This is a genomic window from Clostridium sp. Marseille-Q5894 (genome assembly GCF_946902305.1).
In the GTDB taxonomy this organism is placed as follows: domain Bacteria; phylum Bacillota_I; class Bacilli_A; order Erysipelotrichales; family Coprobacillaceae; genus Thomasclavelia.
Map to the genome: position 1 here is coordinate 145,875 of NZ_CAMPPT010000001.1, position 15,182 is coordinate 161,056.

Genomic DNA, 15,182 nt, shown 5'->3' on the forward strand with positions numbered 1-15,182 from the left:
TGTTAAAAAATATTTTGCACTTTTTAGATAGATTTAAAATCAAGTTAGGATATGTTAAATAACTTAGCAAATTATTATTACAAATATGAAAATTGTGTTATAATCGAAGAAGAAATTAATAGAAAAGAGGAAGGAAATATGCCATTAGTTACAACTAAAGAAATTTTATTAGATGCTCAAAAAAATAAATATGCAATTGGAGCTTTTAACGTAGAAAATATGGAGATGGTTATGGCAGTTGTTGCAGCTGCAGAAGAATTAAAATCACCAGTTATTATGCAAACAACACCATCAACAGTTAAATATGCGAGCTTAGATTATTTTTATGCTAATGCAAAAGTTGCTGCTCAAAATGCTAGTGTACCGGTTGCAATTCATTTAGATCATGGAAATAGTTTTGAACTTGCAATGCAGGCTTTAAGAGTTGGATATACTTCTATTATGATCGATGGTTCACATGAAGCATTTGAGGATAACATTAAGGTTACAAAAGCAGTTGTTGATGCTTGTAATCCTTCTGGAGTAAGTGTTGAAGCAGAATTAGGTAAAGTTGGCGGTAAAGAAGATGATTTAGATGGTGGTGATGGTGGATATACTGATCCATTAGAGGCAAAAGAGTTTGTAGAAAGAACTGGAGTAGGTTCACTTGCAGTGGCTATTGGAACAGCCCATGGTGTGTACAAAGGAGAACCTAAATTAGATTTAAATCGTCTTAGTGAAATTAAAGAGGTAGTTTCAATCCCTTTAGTATTACATGGTACTTCAGGAGTTCCTGATGAAACAGTTAGTGAATGTGTAAGACGAGGTATTTGTAAAGTAAATTATGCAACAGATTTGAGAATTGCTTTTTCAAAAGGAGTTAAAGAATATCTAGCACAAAATCCAGATGCTATTGATCCAAAAAAATATTGTGCAGTAGGACGCGAAGAAGTAAAAAAATATGTAATGTCTAAAATGCATGTTGTTGGTAGTGTGAATAAAGCCTAGATATTTATAAGGATAAATAAAAAGTTAGTCATTGATGACTGACTTTTTTTATTTGCGACTCTAATTTGTAGATATAGAGCTAGTATATAAAGAGTATGGATGAAACAGCTTTGAAGAATTTGGTATTGAGGATAGAGTAATTATGAAAAAATATAAGGAGCTACAAGTTTTTAAGATTTATGATTAGATAATAGAAGATATTTGTAGATTTAAGTAGTAATAATTTAAAAATAGACAATAATTTTTTATAAATAAAAATTTTAATATTAATGGTACTATTAATATTGTGATCATTCATTTAAGATGGGATTTAAATCTAATTTTATAAAAATGATAAATTTTAGAAAGGGGAAAGGATATGAAACATAGATTTTTAAAATTAGGACTTTGTTTTTTTATGGTTTTGAATATGATAATTCCGTTTTTATCACCATTATCAGCAAATGAAGATTATTTGATTGTTGATGATACAGTTGTTTCAAATACAGAAGAAAATTATTTTACTTATTCTGCTGGTACTGATGAAAACGGTGTTGTAGGCTGGTCGAGCAGCGATGCAAATTATGGCAGTGACGAGTTAAAGACTCAACATTGGGTATGGACGGCTGATAATACTGAAGCTAGCAAACATTTATATAGTTTTACTTTTAAAGGTACAGGAGTAGAATTGATTGGGATTACTCCTACTGGTTCAGATAAAAATACATTTCAAATGGATGATGAAGAAGCACAAACTATTGCAATTGATACAACAGGTAAAAAAGAAACAGTTCTTTATTCACGAAAGGATTTAGTATATGGTGAGCATACAGTAACTGTGACTTTACCAAATGATGGTAATCAAAAAGGATTGCAAATTAGTTATGCCAAAGTTTTTGGTTCAACTATGAATGAAGTTGAAAAGACTATCATTCCACATACTAAAACTACGGGAACAACAAATAAATTTACTTTCTCTGATACAGGTTGGTCTGCAGGTGGAAATAGCGAACATATTTGGTCTGATACACCATCAACTGACGATCCTAGTAAGATATGGTATCAAGTTGATTTTATCGGACATAAAATCGATATTTATGCGGGGAAAAATCATCCCATGGGACTGGTAAAATATTATATAGATGGTAGAGAAGTTGGCGAATATAGTTTATATAATTCAAGTAATATTAACTCTACTTTTATAACATCGATTGATGGTTTAGAAGAAGGAGCACATACTTTTAAAGCTGTAGCTACAGGGAAAAAAGATACAAATTCGACTAATACATTAATTGATTGTGCACAGGTTGTTGTATATCACGCACCATATGCTGTTGAAGATATTATATTAGATTCATCTTCATATAAATTGATAGAAGGAGCAAAGCAACAAATTGATTATATTGTTTCTCCTGATTATGCAACTGTAAATGAAGTAGAATATATTTCGGATAATACTGAAGTCGCTAGTGTTGATGAAGATGGTTTAATTAGCGCAAAAGGTAAAGGAGCAGCGACGATTACTGTTTATTTACCTAAATTTAATATTACTAAAATAGTAACTGTTACAGTAACTGAAGCAGCAGCTAATATGGGTGGCAGTATTGTTGATACAGATACCCAGTATACGCAAGATCGTTATAATGAAGTTAAGGAAATGGGTACCATTTCTAAAGAATTAACAGCATGGAAAAATGATAAAGCAATTTCAGAAATTGCCTTAATATCTAAAGATTGTCGATTGAAAAATGTTACTCTTACAACAGAAGATCTTGTAGATGGTGAAAATGTTATTGGTAAAGAAAATATAAAAACAACTTTTATTAAATCTACAAAAGCTTATAATGGAGCATATTTGGGTTATGGTGATCCAAATCGTGAAATTCCAGCTGATAATGGTGCGAATCGTTCAGAAAGTTCTGATATCTTATATCAAAGCAGTCCTATTGATATTGAGTTTAATAAGGTTCAACCAGTTTGGGTAGAATTTGTAATACCTAGTGATGCCAAAGCAGGAACTTATCAGACAACCATAACAGTAAATGCAGATGGTTTAGATACACCATTAGAATTTACATATGTTGTAAATGTTCAAGATGAAATTTTAAATGATGCTTCAACTTTTAAAAATACTTTTGATATTGAATTGTGGCAATATCCATATAATTCAGCAGAATATTATGGTGTTGAACCATTTTCTGAAGAACATTTAAATATTATGCGTTCAGGAATGGAAATTTATAAAAGTATTGGCGGACATGCAATTACAACAACGATTAGTGAAGAAGCATGGGCTGGTCAAACATATAGTGCAAATGATGTACATTATCCTTCAATGATTAAATGGACAAAAGAGGCTAATGGCAGTTTTACATATGATTTTACTGATTTTGATAAATGGGTACAATTTAATAAAGATTTAGGTATTGGTGATAAAATAGTATTATATAGTATCGCACCATGGCATAATTCATTTACATATTGGGAAAATAATCAACTTGTTTATGAAAGATATACCGTAGGGAATACACGTTATAATCAAGTATGGACAGATTTTTTAAGAAAACTTATAGATCATTTAATGGAAAAAGGATGGTTTGATGAATCTTATATTGGAATTGATGAAAGAGGATTCAGTAGTGCCGCTTTTGATTTAATTGATTCAGTAAGAAATATCCATGATCAGCCTTTAAAAACTGCGGGGGCTATGGACGGATTTGTAAATAAGCATGATTTAGCATTAAGAGTTACTGATTTAAATGTCGGTGATACGGCTGCTGATGCACATCCAGCAGAATTTTCAAAGTTGGTTAAAGAACGTGAAGCCTTAGGTTATAAAACAACTTTATATTCATGTACAGAACATCAACCTGGTAATTTCTCTTTAAGTGCACCTGTTGAAAGTTATTGGTCAATTATTAATGCCGGTCAAGAGACTGCTGGGTTCCTTCGCTGGGCATATGATGCTTGGGTAGTGGATCCATTAAATGATACTACGCATAATTCTTTTGAGCCTGGTGATTGCTTTTTGATCTATCCGGATTTGAAAGATGCTAAAAATCCAATTTCTAAGAGTTCAGTTCGTTTGGAAAGAATGGGTCAAGGAATGCGGGATGTTAATAAAATTAAACAGATGGTAGCTAGGATTCCTGGATTACAAAATGATGTTGATGCTATGTATGCAAAATTGACATTAACAGCTAATACCAGTAGACAATATTTAAGTAAAGCAAATGTTACAAAATTAGCACAAGAAATGAACACATTTAAAAATGATCTTGATGCTTTAACAGAAAAATATTTAATTTTAAAAGAAAATGGGACAGATGAGGTATCATCGGTAGATATTTTGGAAAATGATTTACAACTTGCTCTTGGAAATTCAAAACAATTACATGCAACTGTAAATCCATCAAATGTACTTAATACAAAAATTGATTGGCATAGTTCAAATTCAAATATTATTAGTGCATCAGATAGTGGATTAATTAGTGCAAATGGTATGGGTAGTGCCGTTATTACAGCAATATCAAATCAAGATCCAACTAAAAAAGACAGTATTACAGTTACAGTTACTGCACCTCAAATTGAAGAAAGTGCTCGAGTGGCTTATTATTCATTTGATAATAATGATGCGACAGATAATTGGGGTAGTAGAAATGGTATAGTGAATGGGGCTGGTTTTGCTGAGGGCAAATCTGGTAATGCTTTGTATATTGAAGAAGAAAATAGAAATGTAACATTTAATAGTGATTCTGGAATTGGAGAAAATGATTCTTGGTCGATAAGTTATTGGGTAAAATCTACTGCCCCTATTACTGATCGTATTTCAATTTTAATGGACGCAAATAAAGATTATTCATTTGATTTGAAATTAGCTAGTAATCGCAGTGCAGGTTATCATGTTGGTAAAAATAGTGGTGATGTATTAACTTTTACATATAATTTTAATCAAAATGAATGGTATAATGTCACATGGACTCAGAGTAAAAGTACAGGTTTATCAATGTATGTAAATGGTAATTTAGTAAATACTAATGCTTGGACTAAAACAAATAAAGCGTTACTGCCATTAGATATTATTGGTGGTACTGGATTTACTGGATATATTGATGAGATTAAAGTATATAATCGAGTATTGAATGCTAGTGAAGTTAATGCCAATATGTTATTAAACGGTTTAAATTTAACAGAAACTAGTAAGACAATGTTTATTAATGATACTTATCAAATTCAAACTAATTTAATTAGTGATAATGATGATAAGACTATTACATATACTTCAAGTAATTCACAAGTTGCCTCTGTAAATGAGCAGGGAATAGTTACAGCGTTAAAAAGAGGAACAGCAAAAATTATTGTTGAGAATAAAGCTGGTGGATATAGGGATGAAATATTAATTACAGTAAATAAAAATATTTCGATTACAAGTAAAATACCTATGTACCAACTATCAGAAGATAATTTATCTGATATTGAAAAAGCACCTAATACTGATCGGCAATATTTAGGACAACCAGATATGGTGCGCACTAAATCAGGTAGATTAATTACAGCATATCCAAAGGGACATGGAAAAGGACCATTGATCATGCAAATTAGTGATGATGATGGGGAAACATGGACAGAAAAAACAGATACACCTTCATCATGGACTGGTTCTCAGGAGACACCAACTATATATATTTTGAATTTAGCTGATGGGACTGAAAGAATCTTATTGATTACAGCTTGCCCAGGTTGGGGTAGTGATAATGATGGTAATCAATATGGATGGAATACAAGTTATTCTGATGATAATGGTGAGACATGGAATGAATATAATCACTGGTATTCAAGAAGAAGTTATGATAATGCTGATAATGATGCAATAGTTGCAATGGCAAGTTTAGTTCAATTAAAAGATGAAGATGGAAATTATATTCAAAAATGGATGGGTGTTTATCATAATTATAGTTATGTAAACTTTAAAACCTATTTAACATTTGATGAAAATGGTAATGAACAATGGACTGATCCAGTTCCTTATTTAAATGAATATCGTTCAATTGAATCAACTTATCAAATGTGTGAAATTGGTATGTTTAGATCACCAGATGGAAAACAAATAATAGGTCTTGCAAGAAGTCAGTCTCATAATAATCCATCTACACTGATTTATTCTGATGATGAAGGAGAAACATGGAGTAAACCAATGGATTTACCAGGATCGTTAGCTGGTGAACGACATAAGGCAGCATATGATCCAATTAGTGGACGTTTAGTAATTACATTTAGAGAAATTAAATATGATTTAAATGGTAATAATCAGTTTGATGGTTCAAATGATTGGACTTGTGGTGAATGGATTGCATGGGTAGGAACTTATGAAGATTTAATGGAACAAAACGATGGTGAATATCGCATTTTATTGGCTGAAGATTGGTCAAATAATGCTAAATCGGGTGATACAGGTTATGCAGGGGTAGTAGTTTTAGAAGATGGAACATTTATTATGGATTCCTATGGTCATTGGGATAAAGATTTTTCATTGAGCTGGCCTAATGGAGTTACTACCGATTTGTGCTATATTAAACAGGCTAAATTTAAATTAGGTGAAATTGAAAATGCTAATAATTTAGTAAATCGAGAAGCTTTAAATGATTTTATTGTAGGAGTAGAAAATACTGATAGTAGTCTTTATACGAAAGAAAGCTTTGCTAAGTTTAAAGTAGCCTTAGACAAAGCAATCTCAGTTAATTGTGATAATGTTTCTCAACAGATTCAAATAAATGCAGCTTTAGAATCATTAATTGCAGCTTATAATGATTTAAAATTTATTGATCAAACAATAGATAAAACAGCATTACAAATAGCTGTAGATACAGCAAATACCTTAAAAGCTCAAGGGGCATTGGATAATGTTGTACCTGCTGTAGTAACAGAATTTGAAACTGCACTTGCTAATGCAGAAGCAGTTTTAGCTGATACTAGTGCAAATCAAGCTACGATTGACAGTGCTTTCTATCGTTTAGCTAACGCGATTCATATGTTGGAATTTGTAAAAGGTGATAAGAGTGCTTTAGAAGCCTTGATCAATGAAGCCAAAAAATATGAAGAAGGAAATTATACAACTGATTCATGGGCAGCATTTAAAGAAGCCTTAGATGCAGCTAGAGATGTCATGAGTGATAAAAATGCTTTAGAAAGTGATGTTAACAAAGCGTTAAATAATTTAACAGAAGCAATCTCAAACTTAGTCTTAAGAGCTGATAAAACAAGATTACAAGAAGTATATGACAAAGTAAATGGCTTAGATAAGAGTCTATATACAGAAGGAAGTGTTGCCAACTTAGCTGAATCAATGGCAAATGCTAAAGCGGTATTAGATGATGCAGATGCAACACAAGAAGCAGTAGATGCCTCATATGAAGCATTGATCAGAGCATACTTAGACTTGAGATTAATTCCAAATAAGGATCTATTACAAGGATTGATCAACAAAGCTGAGACATTAAATGCCACAAATTACAGTGCTAAGACATGGTCAGTAATGATGGAAGCGCTAAATGAAGCAAAAGCAACATTAGCTGATCCAGAAGCAACACAGGAAGAAGTAGATACTGCTAAAGAAGTATTAGTTAAAGCAATGGCTGGATTAGAAGCAAGTAATTCAGTAAAAGCTGGTGATACAACAGCAAGTGTAGCTACTGGAGATACGACAAATATGTTATATCCACTTGCAGGATTAGCATTTGCAACATTAGCATTCTATGAAAGTAGAAAAAGAAGATATAAGTAAAGATAATAAAACAAGGCTTACATCTGTAAGCCTTGTTTAGTGTCTTTAAAAGTATTTTTTATAGCTGTATATAAATTTATTTATATATTTTTTTAGCATATTCACTTGGAGTAAGATTAAAATGTTGTTTGAATGTTCTAGAAAAATAATGAATTGAGCTAAAGCCCAGCATAAATGCTATTTCACTAATTGTATATTTATTTTCGCGAATGAGTTCTTTACTTTTTTGTAATTTTATTTGGACCATATAATTTTTAGGTGAAATTTCTAAGTTACTTCTAAATAGAGTTTGTAAAGATGAGCGCGAAATAGAAAATTTATGACAAATTTCTTCAATAGTCAAAGGTTCCGTAATCATTTCATTCATGTAATCTAAGATCTCATGTAATAATTCATCTTGAAAATGTTGCATTGATCCTGTTGATACATGTTTTTGATCTATCGATAAATCATATTGGGTCAATAAAATAATGATTTCTTGTAAATAACAAAGCATAAGTGTTTTAGAATATGGTAATGAATTTGAACTAGCTTTGACAAATTTATTGAATATGTTATGGAGTTCATTATCACAATGAAATATACGATTGAGAATTAGATCATCTTCGATGATTTCCATATCAAAAATAACAGTTAAATAAGAACAAGATTTGTTAGTTGTGATTTGTTGAGTATGAAATTGTTCTGGTCCATATAGCATTAAATCATAATTATTTAATGTATATGTTGTTCCTTCAACTGTTGTATCAAGACTACCATGATCCACATATGTTAATTCGTAATGCTTATGGGCTTCACCTTTAAAACGGTAATTAGGACTTTTAATTACATAATAATAACCAAGAATTTCTTCAATTTTTAATTTAGATACAATTGGCTTATAAATGTATGGAGGATTTAAAAATTCAGTTTTTAAATTGTAGTTTGAAGGAGTAATTAAGTAACTTTCAATTTCTTGTGATAAAGGGATAATATTGAAATACTTATTTGCTTCAATTTTTAAATAACGATGAATAGCAAATGTTTCTAATTTATCTGGATCTAAACTATCACCAATTAAAATAGAAGCGATTCCTTCAGTAAGTTCTATATATACTGCACATGAAAAACAGTACATATGGCTAATAACCCTTCCTGATGTATTTAATTTTCTACATATTAAGTTGTCTGTAACTGATAAATGATCTTCGTAAGTAGAGCCATATTTTTTAAATTCAATACTTGATGTTTTATTAATCATAGAAAACCTCCTTGTATAATTAGCTAATCTAATTACACATGACTAAAATATACATATATAATATACTTTTTATTACAATTTTTGCAAATATTATTATTAATAAATTATAATTATTTTCCGTTAGGTAGAAATGGGATTAAGTTAATTGCTACTGCACTAATAGGCATAGTTTGTAAAATAATCTTACCGGGACCAGTGATTACGGTGTTAAAAAAACCTTCACCACCTAGTAATTTATTTTTGATACCTTTTATACTTTGGATTTCCATGGTACATGTTGCTTCCATCATTGCCAAGTAACCTGTGTCAATGATCATCTGTTGACCAGGTAATAGGTCGTATTCAATTGCTGAGCCATCAATTTCTAAAAAAACTGTGCCGGTTCCTTTAATTTTTGTCATAATGAAACCTTCACCACCAATTAAACCGGAAGAAATTTTTTTATTAAGGAATACAGATACTTCAATATTCTCACTTCCAGCTAAAAATGCTGATTTTTGTACAATGATTTCATGGCCGGGATTTACTTCAATGGCTTTTATACTGCCTGGAAAAGATGAAGCAAAAGCTATCATTCCATCTTCAGTAGCCTGATATTGATTTTGAAAAATAGTTTCACCGCTAAACATTCTGCCAAAAGCTTTTGATAGTCCGCCACTTGTTGTTTCCATTTTCATTACAGGATCCATCCAGCTCATTGCGCCACTATCACTGAGCATATATTCACCTTTTTTTAGATGGCAAATGACAACAGGAAGATTTCCTCCTTTGATTTCATAATTCATATTGTACCTCCTTGTACATATAAGTTTTTATTTAATTGCAATACATATAGGTGCTGGGATAGTAAGGGTACTTGCTGTCCGTATTAATTCTTCTTTTTCTTCATTAAATGTTAATAATTCGATTTCATTATCATCTTGTGCGCCCACGATTAGATATTTATCATTAATAATATTAAAATCCCGAGGATTTTTTCCTGTATGAACCATGTATAATAGTGTTAATTTACCGGTTTCTTGATTAATTCGATATAAAACGATACTATCATGGCCACGATTTGAAACAAATAAATGTTTACCAGAGCTGCTCAAACGAATTGCACTAGCACTAGAAAAGCCATGAAAATGATGAGGTGTAGTATGGATTACTTGAATTAATGTAAAATACTTATCACGATATTTAAAAACCATTACGTTATTAGAAATTTCATTGACAAGATATGCAAATTGTCCATCATGAGAAAAAATCATATGTCGAGGACCAGAACCAGGAACAATATTTAAGTTATAATTTGAGGCTTCTTCTAATTTACCGTTTTGATAAGTATACATAATTATTTTATCAGCCCCTAAATCAACTGCGTAAACAAATTCTTTATCTGGTGTAATTCCTACATAATGACAATGGGGTCCTGTTTGTCTTTTAAGTAAATCAGGACCTAAACCAGTATGATGAACAGCACTGATTTTTTCTTTGATATAATAATTTTCTAATAAATATGAAGCGGTAGCTCCGACGTGGTAATTAGCTGCAAAAAGATAGCGTGAATTATCGCTAATACATAAATGGGTATAAGAACGACCGTTAGAGTTATAATTGTTATTAATGATCAATTCATCTTTATAAATAGAAAAACTACCTAGTCCACCGCCGGTATTTGAACGGCTAGCATTTTTATAGGCGATATATAAAATATTATTTTTAATGATCATATATAATGGATAATCTTTGGTTATGATATGTTGTACAAGTGAAAATTCTTCTGTATTTTCATTAAAATTAGCGATATATATTCCTTTATTATCATTTTTTCCATAACTTGATACATAAAATGTTTGCATATTTGAACCTCCTATATCTTATTTTAGCACAAATATTAAATAAAGTGAGCGATATCATTGGATTTTTAAATTATTCTATATCTGCTTAATCTTTACCTTATACATAAAATGTTATATAATAAATAAAATAAATTGGAGGATAGAAAAATGGATGAAAACTTATTATTGACATTACTTCATAATAATGCGCGAATGGAAGTAACAGATTTAGCCATGGCATTAAATGAAAGTGAGGATAATGTTGTTAAAGCGATCGATCAGTTGCAAAAGGATAAAGTTATTTGTGGTTATCACACAATTATTAATTGGGATCGTACTAATAAAGATAACGTTATGGCATTGATTCAAATCAATGCTACACCTGAAAGAGAGTATGGTTATGATCGTATTGCTAAAAAGATTTATGCTTTTCCTGAAGTAGATACGATGTATTTATTAAGTGGAAGTTTTGAGTTTGTTGCGATTGTTAAAGGACATACTATGCAAGAAGCAGCCCGTTTTGTTGCCTCTAAATTAGCACCGTTAGATGGTGTAACTGGTACTGCAACAATGTTTGTATTAAAGCAATATAAAAATAATGGTATTAGTTTTGATGACGACGATAAAGAAACTGCAGAAAGATTATTGGTAACACCATAATGGATTTTAATAAAGTATTAAATGATACAGTAAAAAAAATTCCACCAAGTGGAATTCGTAAATTCTTTGATTTAGCTAATGAAATGGAAGGGGTTATTTCATTAGGGGTAGGAGAACCAGATTTTGATACGCCTTGGAAAATCAGAGAAGCTGCAATTTATTCAATTGAACAGGGGAAGACTTTTTATACAGCTAACCAGGGTTTAGTTGAATTAAGAAAAGAAATTTGTCGTTATCAAAAAAGAAGATTTAATTTAGACTATCATTATGCTAAAGAATGTGTTGTTACTGTTGGGGGATCAGAAGCTATTGATCTAGCTTTTAGAGCATTGATCAATCCCGGTGATGAAGTAATTTTATTACAACCGAGTTATGTTGCTTATACGCCTGGGGTAGCCTTAGCTGGTGGAAAGGTCGTTAATATTGAGCTTAAAGAAGACAATGAGTTTAAATTAACACCTGAACTTTTAGAAGCTGCAATAACACCAAAAACAAAAGCAATCTTATTAAATTATCCAAGTAATCCTACGGGTGGTTTTATGACTAGAGAGGATTATGCTAAGTTGGTACCAATTATTAAAAAACATGAAATAATTGTTATAACTGATGAAATTTATGCTGAATTATCTTATGAACAAAAATTCTGTTCAATTGCTTCATTTGATGAAATCAAAGATCAAGTTATTTTAGTCAGTGGTTATTCAAAGGCATATGCTATGACAGGATGGCGCTTAGGATATGTTTTAGCTAATGACGTTTTAACAAAAGCAATGAACAAAATTCATCAATATGTAATTATGTCAGCACCTACCGGAGCACAATATGGAGCTATTGAAGCAATGCGTCATTGTGATAACGAAATCGAAGCGATGCGCCAGGCTTATATGTTAAGACGTAATTATATTGTTAAAGCATTCAATGACATGGGATTGCATACATTTACACCCCAAGGAGCTTTTTATGTATTTCCTTGTATTAAATCTACAGGAATGACTTCAGAGCAATTTTGCGAAGAGCTGTTAAAAGATCAGTTAGTGGCATGTGTACCTGGAAATGCTTTTGGTGAAGCTGGAGAAGGCTTTATTAGAGTCTCTTATGCTTATTCTATTGAACAAATCAAAGAGGCAACTTCAAGAATTAAGAAGTTTTTAGATAAATTAAATAAATAGGAATTAACATTTTTGTTAATTCTTTTTGTTTATAAAATAAAAGATTACATACTTAGAAGTTTACAGTATAAATTATAGCTAACAATATTGTTAAGTGTTTGTAAAGTTAATATTATCCTAGAAAGATTTATACTATAATAGGTAAAAATTTGGAGGTATGTAATAATGGAAAATTATCAGATAGGTCTTAGCAGCAAACAAGTTCAAGAAAGAATTGATGAGGGATTGGTTAATGGCACTAGCAAATCTGCTTCTAAAACATACTATCAAATATTTAAAGAAAATATTTGGACATTATTTAATTTACTTAATTTTTTAATTTTTATTGCTTTAGTAATGGTTAAAGCTTGGTCTAATACTATTTTTATGGCAATTATCGTATGTAATGCAATAATTGGTATTATTCAGGAGATTAAAGCTAAAAAGCAGGTCGATCAATTATCAATACTTACTAAACCACTAATAACAGTAATTCGCGACAGTAAAGTACAAACTATTGATATTAGTAAAGTTGTAATGGACGACATTCTAGTTTTAGAAAGTGGAAACCAAGTATGCAATGATGCAATCGTTGTTGAAGGGATGATTGAAGCTAATGAGTCACTTCTTACCGGAGAAGTTGATCCAATAAATAAAACAGCTGGATCAAAATTATTATCAGGTAGTAGTGTAGTATCTGGTAAATGTTATGCCCAAGTTATTAGTACCGGGGATAATAACTATGCTACAGCACTTGTTAAAGAGGCTCAAAAAGTCAAAGAAACTAATTCAGAATTAATAGATTCAATGAAAAAGATTACTAAGCTTACCACTTTTATGATCATACCATTAGGAATTATTTTATTTATAGAAGCATTATATTTAAGACAAGATACTTTATTTAATGCCGTTGTTTTTTCAGCAGCTGGATTATTAGGGATGTTGCCTAAAGGTTTGGTATTACTTACAAGTGTATCATTAGCTAATGGAATAACAAGGTTAGCGAAGAAAGATGTTTTGATTCAAGATCTATATTCTTTAGAAACTTTGGCACATGTTGATGTCTTATGTTTGGATAAAACTGGCACGATAACGAATGGAAAGATGAAAGTAGAACAAGTATTTAAACTTGATTCACTGGAAAATTGTCAAATTGAAAAATTAATGGGTTCTTATTTAAATGCGAGTGATGATAATAATGCTACTTTTCAAGCTTTAGATGATTATTTTAATAGAAATAATATGTATGAAAGTATAAATAAAATATCTTTTTCTTCATTGAGAAAATGGAGCGCTGTAGAGTTTAAAGAAATTGGGACAGTTGTTGTTGGAGCGGTAGAAAAGATAATTCAAGATGAATTGCCAGAAGAAATAAAAACTTTTATGGATCAAGGAATGCGGGTTATTGGAGTAGGACATACATCAAAGGAAATTAATGAAACAAAACTACCTAAATTAAAGCCATTAATGATAATCGTTTTATCAGATACAATTAGAGATCAAACTAAAGAAACTTTAGAATATTTTCATCATGAAGGAATTAATATAAAAGTAATTTCTGGGGATAACCTTAAGACAGTTACAGCAATCGCTAAAAAGGCTGGAGTTTTAGATTTTCAACAAGGAATCGATATGACTAAAGTTACTGATGATGAAATAGAAAATATTGTTCAAGATTATACTGTTTTTGGTCGTGTTACACCTAATCAAAAGAAATTGATCGTCAAGGCTTTAAAAGAATCAGGGCATCAGGTTGCTATGACAGGAGATGGTGTAAATGATTTGTTAGCATTAAAGGAAGCAGATTGTTCGATTGCTATTGCTAATGGGAGTGATGCTTCTAAACAAATTTCTCAAGTTGTATTATTAAAATCTGATTTTACTTGTTTACCTGATGTTTTATTGGAAGGAAGAAAAGTTGTAAATAATGTTACGAGAGTGGCAGGTGTTTTTTTCATTAAAACTATTTATACGATTTTATTGTCTTTGCTTTGTGTGATTTGTAATAAAGAGTTTCCGTTTATTCCTTTACAAATTACTTTAATTGATCTTTTGATTGAAGCAATGCCTTCATTTATGACGATTTTTGAATCAGATATTAGAAAAATAAGGGGATGTTTTTTACCTAAGGTATTAAGTAAGGCTTTTAGTAGTGCAATAAGCATTATTATTATTTTTATTTTAATTATGTTGTTAACACCGATTTTTAAATTAAATGATTTAGAATCTGTAACATTAATGTATTTGGTTTTAGGAATTATTTCAATGGCAGCAGTAATTCGTTCCTGCTTTCCTTTTACAAAGTTAAGACTCTTAATTTGTATTATTATGATAGGCGGTTTTAGTAGTGCGGTATTATTATTTTATGAAACTTTAAATCTTGCTAAAATGAGTATCAGCTTATTTTTAATGGTCTTTGGCTGGGCAGTGATTGGCTTGCTTATAGAAAGAAAAATTCATTTTATGATTAGAAAAAATAGGGAATTTTTATAAATTTTTTAACTTTTTGATTATAACACCGAAATTTCGGTGTTATAATAGGGGTAACTCGAATCACGAATTTT

Annotated in this window: 8 protein-coding genes; 5 read left to right on the forward strand and 3 right to left on the reverse strand. The window is 30.7% G+C overall.

From position 1 onward, the window contains the following. Positions 1 to 138: 138 nt before the first annotated feature. Both fba and OC535_RS00630 read left to right on the forward strand, forming a co-directional pair. Entirely contained in the window at positions 139 to 987 is an 849-nt protein-coding gene (fba, locus tag OC535_RS00625) for a class II fructose-1,6-bisphosphate aldolase (RefSeq protein WP_498823075.1), read from the forward strand. Between the two features lie 358 nt (positions 988 to 1,345). Continuing rightward, positions 1,346 to 7,747, forward strand: coding sequence for a glycoside hydrolase domain-containing protein (locus tag OC535_RS00630; RefSeq protein WP_498822908.1), 6,402 nt, complete (start codon positions 1,346 to 1,348; stop codon positions 7,745 to 7,747). 76 nt (positions 7,748 to 7,823) lie between these two features. Here the strand turns inward: OC535_RS00630 and OC535_RS00635 are convergent, their stop codons facing one another. From OC535_RS00635 to OC535_RS00645, 3 genes are all read right to left on the reverse strand, one after another. Next, positions 7,824 to 8,987 carry a helix-turn-helix domain-containing protein gene (locus tag OC535_RS00635; protein WP_498822909.1) on the reverse strand — a complete coding sequence of 388 codons (1,164 nt, stop codon included), beginning with the start codon at positions 8,985 to 8,987 and terminating at the stop codon, positions 7,824 to 7,826. A 110-nt stretch (positions 8,988 to 9,097) separates the two neighbouring features. After that, complete coding sequence (locus OC535_RS00640; protein WP_024721940.1) at positions 9,098 to 9,772, reverse strand: TIGR00266 family protein; 675 nt, start codon at positions 9,770 to 9,772, stop codon at positions 9,098 to 9,100. 27 nt (positions 9,773 to 9,799) lie between these two features. Continuing rightward, on the reverse strand, positions 9,800 to 10,831 hold the full coding sequence (locus OC535_RS00645; protein ID WP_498822910.1) for a lactonase family protein: 1,032 nt from the start codon (positions 10,829 to 10,831) through the stop codon (positions 9,800 to 9,802). 147 nt (positions 10,832 to 10,978) lie between these two features. On the opposite strand from OC535_RS00645, the gene OC535_RS00650 reads away from it, so the two are divergent. The 3 genes from OC535_RS00650 to OC535_RS00660 all read left to right on the forward strand — a co-directional run bounded on the left by OC535_RS00650 (position 10,979) and on the right by OC535_RS00660 (position 15,111). Then, a complete protein-coding gene (locus tag OC535_RS00650; RefSeq protein WP_024721942.1) occupies positions 10,979 to 11,470 on the forward strand; it encodes an Lrp/AsnC family transcriptional regulator in 492 nt (163 codons plus the stop codon). Further along, a complete protein-coding gene (locus tag OC535_RS00655; protein ID WP_498822911.1) occupies positions 11,470 to 12,639 on the forward strand; it encodes an aminotransferase class I/II-fold pyridoxal phosphate-dependent enzyme in 1,170 nt (389 codons plus the stop codon). The genes OC535_RS00650 and OC535_RS00655 overlap by 1 nt, the downstream gene beginning before the upstream one ends. Before the next feature lie 165 nt (positions 12,640 to 12,804). Beyond that, the gene (locus tag OC535_RS00660) at positions 12,805 to 15,111 is read left to right on the forward strand and encodes a cation-translocating P-type ATPase (protein WP_498822912.1); all 2,307 of its coding nucleotides are present in this window, start codon (positions 12,805 to 12,807) and stop codon (positions 15,109 to 15,111) included. Positions 15,112 to 15,182: the final 71 nt, after the last annotated feature.

What these genes read in the sequence shown, in the direction of transcription:
- fba (WP_498823075.1), top strand. Translation starts at nt 139, where the DNA reads ATGCCATTAGTTACAACTAAAGAAATTTTATTAGATGCTCAAAAAAAT.
- OC535_RS00630 (WP_498822908.1), top strand. Translation starts at nt 1,346, where the DNA reads ATGAAACATAGATTTTTAAAATTAGGACTTTGTTTTTTTATGGTTTTG.
- OC535_RS00650 (WP_024721942.1), top strand. Translation starts at nt 10,979, where the DNA reads ATGGATGAAAACTTATTATTGACATTACTTCATAATAATGCGCGAATG.
- OC535_RS00640 (WP_024721940.1), bottom strand. Translation starts at nt 9,772, where the DNA reads ATGAATTATGAAATCAAAGGAGGAAATCTTCCTGTTGTCATTTGCCAT.
- OC535_RS00655 (WP_498822911.1), top strand. Translation starts at nt 11,470, where the DNA reads ATGGATTTTAATAAAGTATTAAATGATACAGTAAAAAAAATTCCACCA.
- OC535_RS00635 (WP_498822909.1), bottom strand. Translation starts at nt 8,987, where the DNA reads ATGATTAATAAAACATCAAGTATTGAATTTAAAAAATATGGCTCTACT.
- OC535_RS00645 (WP_498822910.1), bottom strand. Translation starts at nt 10,831, where the DNA reads ATGCAAACATTTTATGTATCAAGTTATGGAAAAAATGATAATAAAGGA.
- OC535_RS00660 (WP_498822912.1), top strand. Translation starts at nt 12,805, where the DNA reads ATGGAAAATTATCAGATAGGTCTTAGCAGCAAACAAGTTCAAGAAAGA.